The organism is Chryseobacterium vietnamense, from assembly GCF_031454475.1.
GTDB classification, from domain to species: domain Bacteria; phylum Bacteroidota; class Bacteroidia; order Flavobacteriales; family Weeksellaceae; genus Chryseobacterium; species Chryseobacterium vietnamense.
This window is the reverse complement of record NZ_JAVDQX010000009.1, coordinates 59470-79008: the sequence shown is the minus strand read 5'-3', so window position 1 is coordinate 79008 and position 19539 is coordinate 59470. Positions and strand designations below refer to the sequence as shown.

The following is a 19539-nucleotide window of genomic DNA, read 5'->3' as shown; positions in this document are numbered from 1 at the left end:
ATCTTTTATCTTTTATCTTTTATCTTTTATCTTTTATCTTTTATCTTTTATCTTTTATCTTTTATCTTTTATCTTTTATCTTTTATCTTTTATCTATGAAAAACCACCATTACAAAATTACCGTCCACTGGACAGGCAACCAGGGAACAGGAACAACCGGCTATAGGGACTACGAAAGGAGTCACACCATTTCAGCAGAAAACAAAGTTATGATTGAAGGTTCGTCTGATCCTGCATTCCGTGGTGACAGAACAAAATACAATCCTGAAGAGATGTTTTTATCTTCTCTTTCCTCCTGCCATATGCTTTGGTATCTTCATTTCTGCTCTGAGGCGGGTATTATTGTTACAGATTATACTGATGAAGCAACAGGTATCATGGGGGAAACAGCCAGTGGGAGCGGTCATTTTACAGAAGTAACTTTGCATCCTACGGTAACTGTTGCGGAAGAATGTATGAAAGAAAAAGCAGAACAGCTCCATCATAAAGCCAATGAATTTTGTTTCATTGCCAATTCTGTTAATTTTCCGGTAAAGCATATCCCCGTTCTGTTAGTTAAATCTTAAAATAATTAGAGTTATCATTCATTAACAATGATCAACATTAGGTTTTAACAATAATAACTCCAAAAAACTCCACAAAAAGAGAATTATTTAACAAATAATCAATAAAAATAATATTTTATCATTAATAAAAACATAATAATTTGAAATTATTTGTCAATTTTATTCAAAATATGAAGTTTTTTTCCTATTTTTATATAAACAAAATAAACCATGATGAAACCAAAATTGACTATTTTTGATGAACCGATGCTCTATACAGAAGGATTATCAAGACTACTTACCCAAAGTAAAATTTTCAGTACAATTGATATTTGCAATTCTCTAGAAAACCTCTCAAAACATTTAAAAGAAGAACCTCCGGAAATGCTTGTGATGAGTTCCAATATGCTTATGCTTTCAGAAATCTGCAAGCTTGTGGAGACTATTATTGCAAAGCATAAAAATACCAAGATTACTATCATTGGGAGTTCATATGATGTGATTGACATCCGAAAACTCTTCAATAAAGGTATTAAAGCTTATCTGGATAAAAATTGCACCTATGATGAGTTTCTTAAATCCATCAATGTTTTACTTCTTAATGAGATCTATATCTGTGATCAGGCAAAGGAAAGAATGATCAATTTTATCAGTAGTGAACAGGGAAAACCCAATCCTCACATCAAAGAACCTCTCACCCGTCGCGAAATGGAAATTCTTAAACTGATCTGTGACGGATGCAGCAGTAAAGACATATCAGAAAAATTATTTATCAGTATCAATACGGTAGAAACACACCGAAAAAGAATTCTTTTGAAACTCAATGCGAAAAATTCAGTCGGAATTGTAAAATATGCGATAGAGAATCATATCATCGACTGAAAGACTTCCATGAATCACTCAAAAATTCCAGGCTTTAGAAAGTCTGGAATTTTTTTTCCCCTGATTTTAATTTCAATAATTCTCCAGGGAAATTTTTATTGTTACCTATCAAAGTCTGTAGAATAAAAAGTGAGGCAGAGAAATAAGAGACTTTACAATGAAAAACGTATTTAATTACTTCTCAATTGATCTCTAATGGGTACAGATAGTATCTCACACCTCACTTTACAACTAAAACCTTGGACTTTAAACATTAAACTTTGAACATTAAACTTTAAACACTAAACGCTTCTTACTCATAATCCGGCATTTCTCCATTGCTGAACAGCGTTGCTCTTGTCATATCAGTCAACGTATTACTAAGGTCAATGACCATTACATTCCTTTGAGAAATATTATCATTGGAGGTATTCATAAAAATAATCTGAGCGTTATTTGGTGAGAACCTGGGATCAAGATCATTTGTGCCCAGTACTTTTTCGCTTTCTGCAGAAATATCACTCACAGCATCTGTGACAAGGTTATACATAAAGATATGTGAATCCAGCTGACGGTAATTTCCACTTCCATCCAGATATCCGGAAACATCACGGGTAAAGAGAAGAAGCTGTCCGTCTACAGAGAAATTCAAACCTCCGCTGGCACCTGCGGTACCTGAAAGTACAGTTTTAAGAACGGCACCATTACTATCGATCACATAAATTTTAGTGTTATACCCGTTATAATCATTGGTTTTCAATGCTATTTTACTACCGTCGTAGCTCCAGTCACATTCTGAGATCAGGCTTCCATCCGGAGTTGTATACACTAAGCTCAGGCCGCTTCCATCCTTATTAATCCTGTAAAGCTTATTAAAGTTGGAATAAATAAGCTCCTTACCGTTGGTACTCCATGCAAAGTCCATTTCATAATTGTTAAATCCTGCAACAGCAACCGTTGTTACTTTAAAAGGATTGGAACCATCCGGATTGGCAGTATAAAGATGGGTACTTCCGCCTTCCGTACGAAGGAATGCAATGAGACCTGCATTATTGTTTTTGCGTGGCCGCCAGCTGTTGTAGGAAGAATTAGTAAACTGGAAATTATTTCCCTGGTCATCACTGGAAATGATCACAAAGTTTCCATTTTGTTTCTGAACGTAATGATACCTGTTTGCAGGAACCGTATTGGTGGTAAATTTACTGATAGAACTTAAAACTGGCTGGTGAATGCCGTCCGAAACAGACACCTGCCAGAAGTAACTTACACCAAACTTCAGATTTGAAAGCGTATAGTGGTTTGCTGTCAAATCATTAACCTGAATCACATTAGTGTCAAGATTATTTTTAATTGTCAGGCTGTATCTTAATACATCTGCTGTATCGGGATCTGTTGCGCTCCAGGTTAATTCAACGCTCAAAGGCTGATTTACTGCGTTATCTATCGGACTTAGCAACTGTGGTGTAGCGGGAGGAGAATTCAATGAAGTATCATCATCCATCTCAAAAACTACCGTTACTACCTGATTTTGATTTTGTATATTGACTGACTGAAAGCTTGTAATATATCCTGAAAGTTCTGCTTTTACAGAGTAATTGCCTACCGGCATGGCAGCGATTTCAAATGAGCCGTCTGTACCGCTGAAAACCGTTTGTGTCGTAGGATTGGTAAAAATCTTCACGTTAGGAATCGGCACATTACTGCCTCTTTTTACGACTTTTCCTTTTAACATTCCTGTTTGCGCCTGTTCTACAAGGTCTTCATTGCATGAAAACAGACAAAAAGCAAAGATGAATATGCTGAATATTTTAATTATAGTTTTCATAGTTCGTGTTTTTATTTGTTTCCGAAGTAAAAGTTGATTCCTATTCCAAAGCGCAAAGCCTGATCTTTTCTTTTCCCATTTACAAGGCCTTCCCAGTCGTCTTTGAAGCCAAGGTCATATTGGGCGGAGGCTCTCAGTGAGAAATTCTTGCTGATCATATATTCCAGCCCACCCCCGAACTGTGCTTTATATTGAGGTTTATATTTTGAATACAACGCTCCTGCTCCACCATACACAAATGGACTGAATCTGTATTTCGGAAAAAGGATATATTCCAGATTCACTTCAGGACCATAGTAGTTTCTTTTCACAATATTTGAATTTTCAAGCGTAAAATAACTTGCGTTCAGTTCCACATTCAGGTAAGGAGTAAGGAAATATTTAAGGCCTATTTTTCCACCAACATTCATTTTAGAACCTACATAGTCATCTTTAACTTTCTGCCCTTCAACATTCGCAAAAACAGATAGTTTCTGTCTGTAATCCTGCGGATATCTGCCGCCAATCACCCGGTCATTATTTTGCTCCTGTTCTCTGTTATATTCGTTGATTAAACTTTGATATCCTCCATTCTCATCTATTGCTTTCCCCCATATTTTATCTCTGATTCCTTCAACAATCAGGGCTTTTACGGCCTTTTCTATAGCTTCTGTCACGGCGAGCTGAACAGGTTCATTTTGAGTAAGACCCACCTCAGCTTCCAGTAGTCTTTCAGTATCAATATATCTGAAAAAACTTCCGTTAACACTGGTTGAAAGAATGGTTTTAGAGGTATAAACCGTTTTAAGAATTTCTCCGTTAAGGGTAGAGACAGCGCGGAGATAGATGGTAATTCTGTCCTGGCGGTATTGTGTGGAAGCACCGATTCCGAAATACCTTGCGCCAAGTCCTCCGGTCAGAATATTGCTGTCATATGAGATAACGCCGCCTTCAAGAAGAATTCCGGCGTATAAAAGAGGGGGAAGTGCTTGATTGCTTTTGTCTGCATCCTTGATGTATTCCTGTCTGGTGGAACGGATGATCTGTCTTTCATTGAGAAGATTGGCTATATTTTCCCTTTCAATAGGGACAAACCAGCGGCTGTCTTCTAATGCTTTGATAAGAATGGTTGTAGTTCCCTGAGGGACTGCCGTACTCCAGTTGTTTCCGTTTTCGGAAGGCTTATACTGGCCGGTCTGATCTCTGAATTTGTAGACTCCTATTACAATCTTCTCTTTGGGAAGCGGAAGATTTTTCAATTCTGCAGTGGAAGAAGTAACCTCTCCCATTGTTGGTTTTTCGGGATCCGAAGGTAAACCAAAGATTGAACTACAGGCCTGCAGAATGCATAGCAGGAAAGTGCAGAAAAAGATTCTGGTATAAGTGTAGGTTGTCATGGTAAGTTTATTTTTAGTTATTTCCTATTTCGGAATTACGATCTCGGACTGATCGCCATTGCTGGTATCCAAAATATTGATTAAAAGTCCCTGATTAGTATTGGTAATTTGCAGATAAAGGGATCCGAAAAGGTAATTTCCGGGTTTTATGTTTCCATCACCAAACTGTTCATCAAACAGTTTTCTTGAAAGCTCACTGAGGATCTGTCTGTTCAGACTCTGGGTAAAACTATCAAGGGAATTCACACGATCCAGCAAGTCGCTGAAATCATTTTTTTCATCAAATGGGTTTTGTGCATTAGCAGAGCTTAAAAGCCACTGGTAATTAAATGTATCTCCTCCGAAAGCTGGATTTACCGGCTTATAGACGAGCTGCTGAGCTTTTCCGTAGAAAACACCCGCAATACATGTCAAAATAATGATAAAGGTTTTCATGGCGGACATTTTTAATAGATAAATTCATTTTTTATAAGATTTTTCTTGGCATTAAATTCTTTGATATATTTTAAGCTATAACCTAGCTGTTCTTTTAAATAATCCTCTGCCGGATTGGTCATAAAACTGTAAATAATTTTATCTTCCATCTGAATAGTAATCTGACCGCTTGTTCCACGGAGAGGAAGTTCTGTAATAGTAATGACACTGCTGCTTTTATCGGGAAGCTGACTGTATTGCATGTAAAACATATCATAAAAGTCTTTTCCTACTTTGGTTTTTGTCTCATCTATAGTAAGTCCTCTGAGCTCATAAGCAGCATCTTCCTCAATCTTAGCTGTTTTTTTCTTAAAAAGATCGCTGTTCAGTTCAAGACTGTCTTTAGCAATCAGTTTTTGGGTTTCTTCATCCCTGATATAAAGGAAGGCTTTGAGAGCATCTTTTGATTCGAGATTCACACTGATCTCCGATAATACCTTTACTTCATTGGGGTTAACAGAAAATTTCCCATTCTGCTGATTATTTGAGAGATTTCCGCCATTCCCTTTTTTAATAGAAACCAAAAGGTAATTGAGTTCTTTATACACAGCGGTGTTATTGATGACTACGGCTTTCAATCTTACCTGGTTTTCAAGGAGACTACTCTCTATCCTGGCGTTTACTTTCTTATCTTCCTGCCCATAAACCCATACAGACAGGAAGGTAAAAAATGTACCCAGGCTTAGGGAATATAAAATTTTCATCACTTGTGTTTTAATAGTTTCTCATGAAAACTGTTTTATTATCTCCTTTTACATTAATCTGAATTCCATCCGAAATACTGTTGCTTCCTGTAACATCAATAATATTATTATTTCCCTGAGCAGTAATAGCAGCTTTTGCTTCTTTATCTGTGAATGAATTGATAAAATATAAGGTATTAAAATCTCCAAGCTGTTTTACTACAATATTTGTTCGGGCGTTAAGGGAAAGTTCGGCATTGTTATAGTCTCCTATCTGAATAATATCGGATCCATAAGAACTCTGATCTGTCTGCTGTCTGGCTATAAGATTAAAGATTGTATTACTGTTTACCTTATCCCAGTCTATTTCCTGTGCATGTATTGGCAGCCATGTGAAAAGCGCCAAAACACTCCATCTTAAGTTAAACATAGCCTGTTTATTAAAGTTACATGAATAACAAATCTGTGAAAACTGAAGGTAAAAAAGGAGAAACACTGCAGTTTCTCCTTTACAATTTCTAAGATTTACAGTATGTTGTTATAGGGCTTAATTCGACTGATTCACAATCATTGAGTTTCCATTACCCATCTGAGTTCCTACATGAAAATGGCCAAGACCGCTCTGAGCTACCCAGGTAAAGTTACCGTTACCCATCTGAAGATCAATAGCTGTGTTGGAATCTCCTATCTGGAACTGATAAAGCTGGTTGGCATTACCTATCTGTACTCCTGCAGAAGTGTTGTCATCTCCTACCTGAACTGAGGCTGCAATATTACCTGTACCAGCTTGTATATGAGTAGCACTGTTATCATTACCATCCTGATACTGAACAAGAACATTATTAGCTCCTATCTGAAGTCCGCTGGCATCATTTCTTCTTCCCAACTGAACCTGATAAGCGTCATTACCAGCACCTACCTGAATGGCAGAAGCATCATTTCTTCTTCCGTCCTGATATTGGAAAACTGAATTACCTAATCCAATCTGTACCGAGGAGGCATCATTTCTTCTTCCAATCTGAGTTTGTTCTGTAGAGTTAAGTACTCCTAACTGCCAGGTTGATGCAGAGTTTCTATTTCCCATCTGCAAAACTTCATTGGAGTTTCCAATACCCATCTGATCTACATCTACAGAGTTTCTGTTTCCGATACTCTGCGCATTATTGACATTTAAAATCCCTACCTGGTCAATATCTGCAGTATTACGATTCCCTGTCTGTGTAAGAGAATTGATGTTCAAAAGACCGGTCTGGTCTACTGTAGCAACATTTAAGTTTCCTGTTTGAGTAGTCACATCAATATTGAATTGTGCAAATCCGAAACTCATTGCGAATAGTGTAAGTACACCTGTAAGTAAATTTTTCATCTTGGTAAAAATTAATTGGTTAATAGTAAGGCAAAGGTAGCTTCCCCGTCAAAATGAAAAACCACCATCAAGGTGTAAATTTTGAAAATCACTGTTTTCAGTTGGGCAAGTCATTATTTACCGTTACGGAAAAACACCATCACAACATGTTGATTTACAGTAAAATCCACCAACAGTGAATAGTAATCTTTTTTTAATTATGATATTGTATAAGTAAACCTGATCATTTATATATTCAAAACATCACAATTCAGGGTTTTAAGCTTTTATTACAAACTGCTGTCAGATTTATTGTCACCAAAGAAAATCAATTTGAATTAAAAATTCAAGGTTGAAAGTTGAAATCCACCGGGTTTTATCATTAATGATATTTCACTGGGATTAATAGGTAAAAATTTCCAGTTACAATACAGGCTTTTTCATAGGTTAATTAATGTTAAGGCACTTATTTCTTCAAGATATATTGCTAAATTTGAGCTATGGAAAATTTTGGAAAAGATTTATTGAGACAAATAAAAAGCGTGGAACTTCCCGGTGAACACGCCCATGGAGTATTTTCACCTCCCTATCGTCCCGTTTTTACTTATGATGAAGTATTGTCAAAGAATCCCAAATTTGCGGCTGTCAATATTGTTTTATATCTGAAAAACAACGAGTGGTATTTTCCATTGATTCAAAGAACGATTAATGAACACGACAGACACAGCGGGCAGATATCGCTGCCTGGCGGAAAGCGTGAGGAAATGGACAGAGATTTTGCAGAAACCGCAGTTCGTGAAACCTCAGAAGAAATTGGAATAGACAAGCATTATGTAAGGATCATCAGAGAAATGTCTCCTATCTATATTCCGCCAAGCAATTTTTATGTATATCCTTATATCTCTTATACTAAAAAGAATCCGGCCTTCGTTCTTCAGCAGACGGAAGCTGTGGAAACCATAGAATTTCCTATCACTTCCTTTTTGAACCTGTCAGACACCCCGGAAATTATGGCTCTGCCAAGTGCAGGCGGACATGAAGTTCCTGTGATCAATTTCGACGGATACATTATTTGGGGTGCTACAGCGATGATATTAAGTGAATTCAGTCAGTTGTTGAAAAAAATGTAACTTTGCACTACCGTGTTTAATTGAGAGATGGCGAAGAAAAATATTTTCACCGATGCATTCGGAACTCCTTATTTTTTGAAAAGGTTTATTATTTTTATATTGGGAATTGTATCTTACAGAAGATTCAATGGCTTTAATAAGTTAAAAATAACCGGTACAGAACACCTTGTGGATCTTCCGGACTCTAACGTACTTTTTGTATCCAACCATCAGACCTATTTTGCAGATGTGGCAGCAATGTACCATGCCTTCTGTGCTGTAAACAACGGATACTTAAATACGATAAAGAACCCGATCTATCTACTGAATCCCAAGATTGATTTTTATTATGTAGCAGCTGAGGAAACCATGAATAAAGGTATTCTTCCTAAAATTTTCAAAATTGCAGGCGCTGTAACCGTAAAAAGGACATGGAGAGCAGAAGGGAAAAATGTCAACAGAATGGTAGACATGAGTGAGGTAGATAATATTATGAAAGCGTTGGACAATGGCTGGGTAGCTACTTTCCCTCAAGGAACTACGTCAGCTTTTGCACAGGGACGACGGGGAACAGCCAAATTGGTAAAGAATCAGCGTCCTATTGTAATTCCAATCAAAATAAACGGTTTCAGAAGAGCTTTTGATAAAAAAGGACTCCGCGTAAAGGTTACCGGTGTAAAACCTACGATGGAATTCAAAGCTCCTTTGGATATTGATTATGATAATGAAAAAGCACCGGAAATTTTATTGAAAATTATGACGGCTATTGAGCAGACAGAAGATTTCAATCTATTACACAGTTATGATGAAGAACTTAAAGCTAAAAAATTAGAACAAAAGGACTCAAATAATTAAAGTAAATTAAAAATTATGAACAGAATACTTGGAATCTTATTCGCAATCATAGTATTAGTTTCATGCAACAGCCAAAAGATATATTCGGATTTTGATATCAGCTATTCGAAAAGCGGAGGCTATGCTCCTGTTTATGAAAACCTGCTTATAAAAGGGAATACTGTACACTATTCTTTTGAAGGACAGGGAAAGAAGTACAAACAGGATTTTAAGATTTCTAATGAAGATTTAAAGAAACTGGATCAGGTTCTTTCTCAGAATAATTTCAGAAGAATACAGGAAGACCGTAAAAAATTGTACGACAATATTTCAACGTCTATCAATGTCAAGAGAGGTCCGAATGAAGGGAGTAAATCGGATGCGAGTATGATTATTCCGAACTACCAGACCAACTGGAATAATATTCTTGAAGCTTTCCAGCAGATCATTAATACTAATGTTAAAAAACAGTAAATACAATTGAAAACCCACTTCATTGCCATTGGCGGAAGCGCCATGCATAATCTTGCAATCGCATTAAAAGACAAAGGATATCAGGTGACAGGTTCTGATGACGCTATTTTTGAGCCTTCAAAATCCCGTTTGGAAAAGAAAGGAATTATGCCTCAGGAAATGGGCTGGTTCCCGGAAAAGATTACTGCGGATATTGATGCTGTCATTCTTGGGATGCATGCACATCAGGATAATCCTGAGCTGGCAAGAGCAAAAGAACTGGGCTTGAAAATATATTCTTATCCTGAATTCCTGTACGAGCAGTCTAAAAATAAGACAAGAGTTGTTATTGCTGGATCACATGGTAAAACAACCATCACTTCAATGATTCTTCACGTTCTGAATTTCCACGAAAAAGACGTGGACTTTATGGTAGGAGCTCAGCTTGAAGGTTTCGACTGTATGGTCAAACTGACCCAGGATAATGACTTCATGGTGCTGGAAGGTGACGAATACCTTTCTTCTCCTATTGATCTTCGTTCTAAATTTTTACTGTATCAGCCGAATATTGCTTTAATGAGTGGTATTGCATGGGATCATATCAATGTATTCAAAACATTTGATGATTATATTGATCAGTTTAGAAAGTTTGTAGCAAGCATTACAGCTGGTGGAGTTCTTGTATACAACGAAGAGGATGCTGAAGTAGTGAAAGTAGTGGAAAATGCAGAGAACTATTTCAGAAAGATTCCTTACAAAACTCCGGAGTACGAAATCAATAATGGTAAAGTTTATTTAAAAACAGAAATGGGTGATGTTCCACTTTCTGTTTTTGGAGCACACAACCTGCTGAACCTAGAAGGTGCAAGACATATCTGCCAGCAGCTTGGTATTATGGATGAAGATTTCTATGAAGCAATCATGAGCTTCAAAGGAGCATCCAAGCGTCTTGAAAAAGTAGAAAGAGAAGATAAAGGAATTCTTTACAAAGATTTTGCCCATGCACCAAGCAAGGTGAAGGCAGCTGTAAAAGCATTTGCAGAGCAATTTAAAAATGATAAGAAACACGGATTTTTGGAACTTCACACCTATTCCAGCTTAAATCCCACCTTTCTTGAACAATATGATCATGCGATGGACGGTCTGGAAGATGCTGTAGTTTTCTATTCTGAAGATGCTTTGAAGATCAAAAGAATGGAGCCAATATCACCAGAATTCATCAAAGAAAAATTCAGGAATGAGAATTTAAAGGTGTTTACAAATGCTGAAGACCTTCATGCCTATTGGAATACATTGGATAAAACGGATGGTGTTTATCTCATGATGAGTTCCGGAAATTTCGGTGGCCTTGATTTAACAAAATAAACAAAAAGCTTCAGAATCTTATCTGAAGCTTTTTTATTAAATTATGATCATTCAATTTTCTTGTTATTGGTCAGTTCAATATTTTTTATGGAGCCCAACGGTGCTATTTTTATTGTTTTATTTCCTTTTGCCAGATAAATATAATACATGCTGTTGGATCCTATGAGATGAACCTGTTCAAACTTATCATCACCATAGTTTAATCTATAGTCATATTTAAGTTTGTTTTCCCTTATCTTTCTGGTAAGCCCGAATCCTTCTCCCAGCCCTATTCCTACAAAGAAAGACAGCAGCATCATGGCCAGAAACTTCACAAACATATTGGTAAAATGATTCTCAATAGCCTCTTTGCTCATATTTTCATGTCCTTTGAGAGATGCCATCTGGAATGCCCAACGTTTATTTTTACTGGCCTGTTTTGATAAAAAAGAAGGAAAAGCAAATGAGAATATAATGATACCGATTAGGAGAATCAATATCACAGGATGAGCTGTTAAGGTGGCAATCGGACTGATCAGGATGTCCATAATTGTTGAATATTTTAAAATATTAATGCCTATCTGGTAATAGAAGACACTTTCTTTTAATATTCCTATTACGACAAGAAACAGGTAGCCGAACGGAAGTGATCTCTGAATTCCCTCTGAAAATTTCATTTATTTTCGCTGATTTTAGTTTTTATCTTTCACGAAAATAGAAAATTACAGGCAAATTGAAACTATCCTGATCTATCTTTCACAATCTTTGATCAGATTTCTCAAAATTTCTTCTGTGGAAAGTTCACTATACTGGTGAATAGACTGCCCCAGCCAAATGGATACAAATTCAGGATTTTGCAGAGTTTTAGCTGCTTTTCTTAAGGCATTCGTAAGTTTGTTCTGATAAGGATAAGGCAAAATATATTCTGAATTTTCAACCGCCTCTATAAACTGATTTTTCACTCCTCTGGCATATCGTCCGGAAAAGCTCTTCGTTAGAACAATTTCCTCTTCTCTTACTTTTTTCAGTCTTTCCTTTTCAAAAGGCTGTAAAGCACTTTCCTGAGAAGCCAATAAAAGATTTCCCACCTGGAAGCCCTGCGCTCCTAAATCTTTAACAGCTTTTAAGGTCTTGGCATCATAAATTCCTCCTGCATAAATCAGAGGAACACTCACATGATCATACACCTGTGACAGCAAAGATACCCCTCCGATCTGCGGAATATTCTCCGCCTCAAAACTTCCTCTGTGACCTCCCGCCTCTATTCCCTGAACACAGATAATGTCAATACCTGATTTTTCAAGCTGCAAAGCTTCATTCACAGACGTACAGGTTCCGATGAGGGTAACACCGTTTTCTTTTAATTTCTGAATACTCTGATCATCCAGATTTCCGAATGTAAAGCTTAAAATTTTACAGTTTTCTTCAATAATAGCATCTATCTGTTCATGGTAACTATTTATACTGATGGCTTCAAGTTCCGGAAGCTTTACATCAATTTCATTTTCTCTGGCCAGCTGCTCAAGAAACTGTTTGGTTTTAATATACTTTTCTTTTAAATCATCCGCCACTTCAGGAATGTGATGGACGAATATATTTGCTGCAAAAGGTTTATTGGTCAGTTTTTTCGTTTCCCTGATCAATTCAACCGACTGATCTGCAGAAAGATCAGCCAGCGCCAGTGATCCCAGACAACCTGTTTTTGAAGCAGCAACAGTCATCTGTACCGTACTCACTCCAAACATCGGAGCCTGAATTACAGGATATTCTATCCCTAGTTTTTTACTGATTGTATCCGGCCAGAACATAAGAAATTATTTTAAATAAAAAGGTACGAAAAATAGGAACACTTCATTTTCAACAGGATATGATATTCCTCACCCCGAATGAAAATACAAATCCCACAGATCTCACAGAAAACACAGATTGTAATCTGTGAAATAGTGAAAACTGTGGGAATATTCTTAATTTCTGTTTTTATTAGATATCCGCTACGGAATTGAGCATTTTCTGTTCCCATTCCGGATCTTTAGGATCAAAGAATAATCTTTTTCCTGTATCCAAAGAACGAACGACATTCATTTCATTTTCTGTCAGTTCAAAATCAAATACATTAAAGTTTTCTTCAATTCTTGACGGTGTCACCGATTTCGGGATCACTACAAATCCTTCCTGAAGGTGCCATCTTAAAATTACCTGAGCTACGGTTTTACCATATTTTTCAGCAATTGCTTTCAGATCAGGATTGCTTAAAAGATTAGCATTACCGTTTCCAAGCGGGCTCCAGGGCTGAGTTACAATATTATTTTCTCTGTCGTATACCTGCAGTTCTTTCTGCTGGAATACCGGATGCAGCTCAATCTGATTAATCACCGGTAACACTGTTGAATTGGCTTTAAGTTCTTCAAGCTTCTCAACGGTAAAATTACATACCCCAATAGCTTTGATCTTTCCCTCCTTGTATAATTCTTCCAATGCCTTCCATGTTCCCAGGAAATCTCCATAAGGCCAGTGAATCAGATACATATCCAGATAATCCATCTGCAATCTGTCCAAGGTTCTCTGAAAAGCACTTTTAGCCTTTTCGTATCCATGATCCTGAACCCATACTTTGGATGTGATAAACAGTTCATCTCTGTCTACTCCGCTATTTTTCACCCCGGCACCTACTGCCGTTTCATTCTGGTAAATAGCAGCAGTGTCAATCATTCTATATCCTGTCTGAATAGCTTTGATTACTGCATTTTCACATTCCTTCAGATCTTCCATCTGCCATACTCCAAAGCCTAAAGCAGGAATATCCACTCCGTTATTTAAGGTTACCACAGGCTGCCCTGTATAGGTTTTCTTTTGCATAAGTCTTTATTTTAATGATTAATATAAAGTGATAAACAAATTTGCAATAAAAAATTGAAAATTCTGCTTACCAATTTTACTGTTTTATGTAACAGACTGCTCTTGTATTACTTTTTTAAACTACCCCGTCTTTTTGCTTTGCAAAAATCCACCCCTTCAGGGAAGGGAATGAATAGCCGATAAAACCACCCCTCTACACTTCTAACTCCCATCTTCCATCCTCAAATCTTCACTCCTGCTGGCATTCCATCGCTATTTTCTCTATTTTTGCTTAAATTTTAAATCATGTCACAAAATATCAGATTGGCTACAGCAGAAGATTATCCGAGAATTATGGAAATCTGGGAGTCAGCAGTAACAGCGACCCACGATTTCCTGGCTGAAGAGGATTTCAATTATTTTAAAAAAGCTATTCCAAGAGATTATCTTCCTAATCTGGAAGTTTATTTAATTACAGAAAACGATGACGCTAAAGGTTTTGCATCCGTAGCAGAAGGGAATCTGGAAATGCTCTTCATTCATGATGATGCCCGTGGGAAAGGATATGGAAAAAACCTTTATCAGTTCATGAAAGAGAAAACCGGATTGACCAAAGTAGACGTAAACGAACAAAATCCACAAGCGATTGGATTTTATGAAAAAATGGGGTTCAGAAAGATAGGAAGATCAGAAAAAGATGGTTCAGGAAAGGATTACCCACTTATTCATATGAGTCTGTAAATGGAAAATTTTACGTTCAGTTTATTAAATCCGGATACGGAAATTCCTTATCATTTATTGCTGTTGGCGGATGAAACCAAAGAAGCTATCAATCAATATATTTTCAAATCTGACATTTATCTTTTATATGACGGCACTGAAAATATTGCGGTAATGGCATTATATAAAAACAACAATACAGAACTGGAAATTAAAAATATCGCAGTCATTGAAAGCTACAGAAGCAAAGGAATCGGAAGTATTCTGATGAATAAAGCTAAGGAAATTGCCAAAGAAAATCATTATAAAACACTGACCGTTGGAACGTCGGATACCGGATTCCAACAGATCAGATTTTATGAGAAAAACGGATTCATAAAAACCGGAATACTGAAAGATTTTTTTATTGAAAACTACCCGTCACCCATTTATGAAAACGGTTTACAAATGCGCGATATGGTTGTATTAAGCCATCACCTGACGGAATAAGCCTTTGATATGCTCTATTTCTGTCTGATAATTGGTTTTCTTACGGCATCCGAAATACAAGGTATTTTCCAGCTTCTTTTTTCCTTCCCAGATCAGCTGAACTTCGCCACTTTCAAGGTCTTTTTTACACAAAAAATCAGGAATGACGGCTAGTCCTGTTCCACCTTTGAGACAACGGATGATTGAATTCAGATTAGGAACAATATAATTCGGACGGAAATTAGGTTTATGACCAAAGTTCAAAGTCCAGAACTGGAAAAGGTGTTCCATATCTCCGGTGGTTCCGTACCATTTTTCATTCTTCAGCCATTCCTCAATCTGCTCTGCATCTTTTGTTTTCAACACTTTATTGAAAGCAGCGGCATCTACATCTTTTCCACCCACCAGAATGATCTGTTCAGAAGAGAAAGCTTCATGTTCTATATTGGGTGAAGACCCTTTTTTCGGGGTAATAATAAGATCAAGAATTCCTTTATCCAGCTGATCAAGCATTTCCGGATATTCTCCAAAACTGATAATCAGATTAAAAGGCAGTGAAGAAACATATTGCTCCAACGTCGTCTGAAAAGTTTCAAAACACATTCCGACACTGATGGTAGGTGTATGTTTCTCTGTAGATTTCTGGAAGTTTTTTTCTACATCTTCCAGTTTGGTAATAGGCTCAGCAACGGCATTAAATAATACTTTCCCACGTTCTGTAGGGATCATTTTTCTACCGGTCCTGTCGAATAGTTTGTATCCTACATAAGCTTCCAGAGAACTTAAATGCAGACTCACACCCGGCTGTGATATGAATAAAGCATCAGCAGCACCCGTCAATGTCCCGGTTTTATATATCGCCTTAAAAGTACGATACCATTCTAAATTGACCATGATTTAATTATTAATATTCTGATGCAAAGTTATAAAATAATTATAATATTAATACATTTTCATTTTTAAGAAATGATGCGTAATAATCCGGAATCCCGCTTTCCTTTATCTGACGGGCCGTTTCATCAATCGGATAGGGTATTTGAATAATTTCCGGAGTAATTTTTTCTTCATCTAAAGTGAATATGACATAAGAAGCCAACCTATTTTCTTCTTTAGAGCGGCCCACGGAGCCACAATTAATTGCCCATGTCTTATTTTCAAACTGCTTTTTAAAAGACAAATGGGTATGTCCCATCACAATAACGTTAGATTGAGAATCTTTCAGCATATCAGTAAAAATTTCATCCTTTTCTGATTCATACAAATAGGCCTCATTGCTTGATAAACTAGAATGAACCAATTGAATATTCCAGTGCTTCTCCCCTACTTTATAGTTTAATTTTAAATGAAAAGGCAGCTCTGATAAAAACTTTTTGTTCTCTTCTGTAATATGTTTTTTAGAATGATCAATCGCTATGAATCTGGCATTTGTCTCTTCTTCTGAGTGCTTGGACAAAGGAACAACAGGAATATCAAAAGCAATTCTTTCATCGTGATTTCCCATTAAACAAGGAATGTTCAGACTTCTTATTTTTTCTATAACTTCATTTCCCCAAGGCGCAAAATCTACCAGATCTCCCAGACAGAACTTCTGCCTGATTCCTCTTTTCTCAATATCCTTCAACACTACTTCCAGGGCAGGAAGATTTCCATGCACATCACTAAAAACGGCTATCTGTATCATTGTCCTTCAATTTGTTAAACAAATTTACACGACAGAAGGGAATTTCCGGTCAGATATGATATGACATTTTACCATGAAAAGGGAAATGGTGAATGGTTGAATTTTTACTGCTTAAAGTCAATAGTGAATGATTAACTGCGGGTTAGAAAACTTCCACATAGCATCAATATGTTCATAATCCCGAATCTCGAATCACGCAACCCGAATCACGTAACCTTAAAAAAATTCACAAGCGAAGCGGATTGACAATTCACAATTCACTTTCAACTTTGAAATTTAAAAACTATAATTTAAATAATACTTCCCTATAATTTATATTATTTTTATTATACAAACATCCATCCTAACTTTGCAGAGTAAAATTTAAACAATCATAAAAAAATGAAAAAAGTATTAATCATCAACGGAGGACAGAATTTCGGACATTCCGGAGGAAAATATAATCAGACTATTGCAGAAAATACATTGGCAGCTCTTAAAGAATTTGACAATGTAGAAGTAAAGATCACTAATGTAAGTGAAAATTATGATAAACATGAAGAAGTGCAGAAGTTTGTATGGGCAGATTACATTATTTACCATACGCCGATCTGGTGGTTCCAGCTTCCGAACGGATTGAAAAAATATATTGATGAAGTTTTCACAGCAGGTCATGCAAAGGGAATTTATATGAGCGACGGAAGAAAGGCTGAGAATCCTGAAATCAACTATGGTACAGGAGGAATGCTTGGCGGAAGAAAATATATGCTGACCACAAGCTGGAATGCTCCTGCAACGGCTTTCACGCTTCCCGGAGAATTTTTCAGTGAAAAAAGTGTAGATGATGGACCATTATTTGGTTTCCATAGAATGAATGCTTTTGTCTCACTGGAGAAAATGGAAAGTTTCCATTTCCATGATGTGGAAAAAAATGCCAATATAGAGCGTGATATGAAATTGTACAGAGCGCATGTAAGAAACGTATTTGAAAAAGAATTGAACCCAGAATTAGTATCATGAAAAAAGTACTGATTACAGGTATTACCGGCTATATAGGCGGAACTATCGCTAAAAAACTGCTTGACAGAAATTATGAAGTAACCGGATTAGCTCGTAACGAAGCTCACGTACAGGAATTGGAATCATTGGGAATCAAAACCATTGTAGGGAATATTCACAATGAAGATGTAATAAAAACAGCTGTTGATGGCGTTGATGCAGTCATCCATAATGCTGATTCTGCGGATGACGCTTATGCTGTGGATAATTTCATCAAAGCAATGGAAGGAAGCCATAAAACATTCATATTTACTTCCGGATCTGCTATTTTCGGAGGTAAAGAAAATGGTAAAAGAAGTGATTTTGTGTATACTGAAGATTTTCCTCTGACTCCAAGACTGGAAATGGCATCAAGGGTTCTTATCAACAATTATGTTCTTCAGTCTGTTCAAAAAAATATAAGAAGTATCGTTATTGTTCCTACCATGGTCTACGGAGACGGTCTGGGAATAAAAAAAGACAGCATCCAGATTCCGGCATTGGTCAATTTTTCTCAGAAAAAAGGGCATGGTGTTTATTTTGGAGAAGGTGAAAACATCTGGTCTAACCTACATATTGAAGATTTGGCAGATCTGTATGTACTGGCCTTGGAAAAAGCAAAAGAAGGGTCTATCTATTATGCAGAAAACGGTGCTTCATCTTTAAGAAACATTGCAGAAATCATCAGTAAAAAATATAATCTGCAACCGGCACAGTCTTTAAGTATACAGGATGCCGTTGATAATTTCGGTCCTGCGGGAGGCTATTTCGGCTTTGCATCTAATAGCAGATGTAGTTCGGATAAAGCCAGAACAGAACTGAAATGGAAACCAATTTATAACTCAATTGAAAATTTTATCTAATATGAAAATTCATCTTACAGCCATTATAAAAGCCAAAGAAGAACATCAGGCAGAAGTATTGGAAGTTCTTCAGAATATGGTAAAAGAAACAAGAAAAGAAGAAGCATGTGAGCTTTACAGCCTTCATCAGGGAATTGAAGACAAAAACGAATTTGTTTTCTACGAAATCTGGAAAAGTAAAGAAGGTCTGGATCAGCACAACCAGCAACCTTACATCCAGGCTTTCGGAGCTTTGGTGGATGAAAAGCTTCAGGAAAAACCACAGATTTATATCACCAATATTATTTAATCATGAAAAAATTAGCGTTTTTACTACTTGCGGTCTTTACCATAGGATTCGTACAGGCACAAACCAAAAAATCAAAAAATATGAAAAAGAAAATCTTATTCGTTGTAACCAGCCACGATAAAAAAGGAAGTACCGGTGAAGATACAGGATATTATTTGGGAGAAGTTTCTCACCCATGGGAAGTTCTTCACAAAGCAGGTTATGAAATTGACTTTGTAAGCCCGAAAGGCGGAACTCCTCCGGTAGATGGTTTCGATTTGAAAGATCCGGTAAACAAAGAATTCTGGGAAAACAAAGAGTATAAGAACAAGATTGATCATTCTATGACGCCATCACAGGTGAATCCAAAAGAGTATTCAACCATCTTTTATGCAGGAGGACACGGAGCAATGTGGGATTTTGCAGACAATAAAGAACTGTCTGATATTGCTTCAGAAATCTACGAAAACGGAGGTATTGTAGCAGGAGTATGCCACGGACCGGCAGGATTGGTAAATATCAAGCTGAATAACGGGAAATATCTTGTAGATGGAAAGAAAATCAATGCTTTTACCAATGAAGAGGAAGCTGAGGTAAAATTAACAGATGTTGTTCCTTTCCTATTAGAAAACAAACTGAAAGAAAGAGGTGCACAATTTGAAAAATCAGGCCTTTGGCAAAATCATGTGGTAACAGACCAGAGAGTGATCACAGGACAAAATCCACAATCTGCAAAGAGCGTTGGAGAAGCTATCTTAAAAGAATTAAATAAATAACAAATCATTTTTAACCACAAAAGTCACAAAAGACTTTAAGTTCTTTACAATCAGAAAAGCTC

The 19539-nt window shown here is 36.7% G+C and carries 23 protein-coding genes; 12 read left to right on the top strand and 11 right to left on the bottom strand.

Annotation, left to right across the window (positions count from 1 at the left end; translation table 11 throughout):
- Positions 1-95 precede the first annotated feature (95 nt).
- Entirely contained in the window at positions 96-566 is a 471-nt protein-coding gene (locus tag J2786_RS22375; protein ID WP_047429547.1) for an OsmC family protein, read from the top strand.
- Positions 567-776: 210 nt separating this feature from the next.
- Positions 777-1427 carry a response regulator transcription factor gene (locus tag J2786_RS22370; RefSeq protein ID WP_226798750.1) on the top strand — a complete coding sequence of 217 codons (651 nt, stop codon included), beginning with the start codon at positions 777-779 and terminating at the stop codon, positions 1425-1427.
- A gap of 292 nt (positions 1428-1719) precedes the next feature.
- Here the strand turns inward: J2786_RS22370 and J2786_RS22365 are convergent, their stop codons facing one another.
- From J2786_RS22365 to J2786_RS22340, 6 genes are all read right to left on the bottom strand, one after another.
- Complete coding sequence (locus J2786_RS22365) at positions 1720-3231, bottom strand: carboxypeptidase-like regulatory domain-containing protein (protein WP_047429447.1); 1512 nt, start codon at positions 3229-3231, stop codon at positions 1720-1722.
- An 11-nt stretch (positions 3232-3242) separates the two neighbouring features.
- The gene (locus tag J2786_RS22360; protein WP_052186919.1) at positions 3243-4607 is read right to left on the bottom strand and encodes a CsgG/HfaB family protein; all 1365 of its coding nucleotides are present in this window, start codon (positions 4605-4607) and stop codon (positions 3243-3245) included.
- Positions 4608-4631: 24 nt separating this feature from the next.
- On the bottom strand, positions 4632-5042 hold the full coding sequence (locus J2786_RS22355) for a curli production assembly/transport component CsgF (RefSeq protein ID WP_047429540.1): 411 nt from the start codon (positions 5040-5042) through the stop codon (positions 4632-4634).
- Positions 5043-5053: 11 nt separating this feature from the next.
- Positions 5054-5785 carry a curli-like amyloid fiber formation chaperone CsgH gene (csgH, locus tag J2786_RS22350; protein ID WP_047429444.1) on the bottom strand — a complete coding sequence of 244 codons (732 nt, stop codon included), beginning with the start codon at positions 5783-5785 and terminating at the stop codon, positions 5054-5056.
- 10 nt (positions 5786-5795) lie between these two features.
- Positions 5796-6194, bottom strand: coding sequence for a hypothetical protein (locus J2786_RS22345; RefSeq protein ID WP_047429441.1), 399 nt, complete (start codon positions 6192-6194; stop codon positions 5796-5798).
- Between the two features lie 117 nt (positions 6195-6311).
- Positions 6312-7130 (bottom strand): RIP homotypic interaction motif-containing protein, encoded by an 819-nt coding sequence (locus J2786_RS22340; RefSeq protein WP_047429438.1) that lies wholly within the window; start codon positions 7128-7130, stop codon positions 6312-6314.
- A gap of 479 nt (positions 7131-7609) precedes the next feature.
- Between J2786_RS22340 and J2786_RS22335 the strand changes: the two genes are divergently transcribed.
- From J2786_RS22335 to J2786_RS22320, 4 genes are read left to right on the top strand one after another with little or no spacing between them, the layout of a single operon-like run.
- On the top strand, positions 7610-8239 hold the full coding sequence (locus J2786_RS22335; protein ID WP_310026844.1) for an NUDIX hydrolase: 630 nt from the start codon (positions 7610-7612) through the stop codon (positions 8237-8239).
- Between the two features lie 27 nt (positions 8240-8266).
- Positions 8267-9073, top strand: a complete 807-nt coding sequence (locus J2786_RS22330; RefSeq protein ID WP_047429431.1) for a lysophospholipid acyltransferase family protein — start codon at positions 8267-8269, stop codon at positions 9071-9073.
- A 15-nt stretch (positions 9074-9088) separates the two neighbouring features.
- A complete protein-coding gene (locus J2786_RS22325) occupies positions 9089-9526 on the top strand; it encodes a hypothetical protein (RefSeq protein WP_047429428.1) in 438 nt (145 codons plus the stop codon).
- A 6-nt stretch (positions 9527-9532) separates the two neighbouring features.
- On the top strand, positions 9533-10870 hold the full coding sequence (locus tag J2786_RS22320) for a UDP-N-acetylmuramate--L-alanine ligase (RefSeq protein WP_047429426.1): 1338 nt from the start codon (positions 9533-9535) through the stop codon (positions 10868-10870).
- Between the two features lie 47 nt (positions 10871-10917).
- On the opposite strand, the gene J2786_RS22315 is transcribed toward J2786_RS22320, so the two are convergent.
- The 3 genes from J2786_RS22315 to J2786_RS22305 form a co-directional block, all read right to left on the bottom strand.
- Positions 10918-11526, bottom strand: coding sequence for a hypothetical protein (locus J2786_RS22315; protein WP_047429423.1), 609 nt, complete (start codon positions 11524-11526; stop codon positions 10918-10920).
- A gap of 72 nt (positions 11527-11598) precedes the next feature.
- On the bottom strand, positions 11599-12657 hold the full coding sequence (locus tag J2786_RS22310) for an NAD(P)H-dependent flavin oxidoreductase (RefSeq protein ID WP_047429420.1): 1059 nt from the start codon (positions 12655-12657) through the stop codon (positions 11599-11601).
- 172 nt (positions 12658-12829) lie between these two features.
- Complete coding sequence (locus tag J2786_RS22305) at positions 12830-13705, bottom strand: aldo/keto reductase (RefSeq protein ID WP_047429419.1); 876 nt, start codon at positions 13703-13705, stop codon at positions 12830-12832.
- A gap of 285 nt (positions 13706-13990) precedes the next feature.
- On the opposite strand from J2786_RS22305, the gene J2786_RS22300 reads away from it, so the two are divergent.
- Both J2786_RS22300 and J2786_RS22295 read left to right on the top strand, forming a co-directional pair.
- Positions 13991-14425, top strand: coding sequence for a GNAT family N-acetyltransferase (locus J2786_RS22300; RefSeq protein ID WP_047429416.1), 435 nt, complete (start codon positions 13991-13993; stop codon positions 14423-14425).
- Positions 14426-14893: a GNAT family N-acetyltransferase gene (locus tag J2786_RS22295; RefSeq protein WP_047429414.1), complete on the top strand. Its 468-nt coding sequence runs from the start codon at positions 14426-14428 to the stop codon at positions 14891-14893.
- Here J2786_RS22295 and J2786_RS22290 read toward each other — a convergent pair.
- A complete protein-coding gene (locus tag J2786_RS22290; RefSeq protein WP_047429409.1) occupies positions 14870-15766 on the bottom strand; it encodes a LysR family transcriptional regulator in 897 nt (298 codons plus the stop codon). The two genes, J2786_RS22295 and J2786_RS22290, sit on opposite strands and share 24 nt — an antisense overlap.
- A gap of 40 nt (positions 15767-15806) precedes the next feature.
- Positions 15807-16553, bottom strand: a complete 747-nt coding sequence (locus tag J2786_RS22285) for a metallophosphoesterase family protein (RefSeq protein WP_047429406.1) — start codon at positions 16551-16553, stop codon at positions 15807-15809.
- Between the two features lie 381 nt (positions 16554-16934).
- Here J2786_RS22285 and J2786_RS22280 point away from each other — a divergent pair, with 381 nt between their 5' ends.
- Genes J2786_RS22280 through J2786_RS22265 form a run of 4 tightly spaced genes read left to right on the top strand, consistent with a single transcriptional unit; the run spans position 16935 to position 19477 of the window.
- Complete coding sequence (locus J2786_RS22280) at positions 16935-17552, top strand: NAD(P)H-dependent oxidoreductase (RefSeq protein WP_047429404.1); 618 nt, start codon at positions 16935-16937, stop codon at positions 17550-17552.
- Positions 17549-18433 carry an NAD-dependent epimerase/dehydratase family protein gene (locus J2786_RS22275; RefSeq protein ID WP_310026838.1) on the top strand — a complete coding sequence of 295 codons (885 nt, stop codon included), beginning with the start codon at positions 17549-17551 and terminating at the stop codon, positions 18431-18433. The genes J2786_RS22280 and J2786_RS22275 overlap by 4 nt, the downstream gene beginning before the upstream one ends.
- Position 18434: 1 nt before the next feature.
- Positions 18435-18722, top strand: coding sequence for a putative quinol monooxygenase (locus J2786_RS22270; RefSeq protein WP_047429398.1), 288 nt, complete (start codon positions 18435-18437; stop codon positions 18720-18722).
- Positions 18723-18724: 2 nt separating this feature from the next.
- Positions 18725-19477, top strand: a complete 753-nt coding sequence (locus J2786_RS22265) for a type 1 glutamine amidotransferase domain-containing protein (RefSeq protein WP_047429395.1) — start codon at positions 18725-18727, stop codon at positions 19475-19477.
- The last annotated feature ends 62 nt before the right edge of the window (positions 19478-19539 follow it).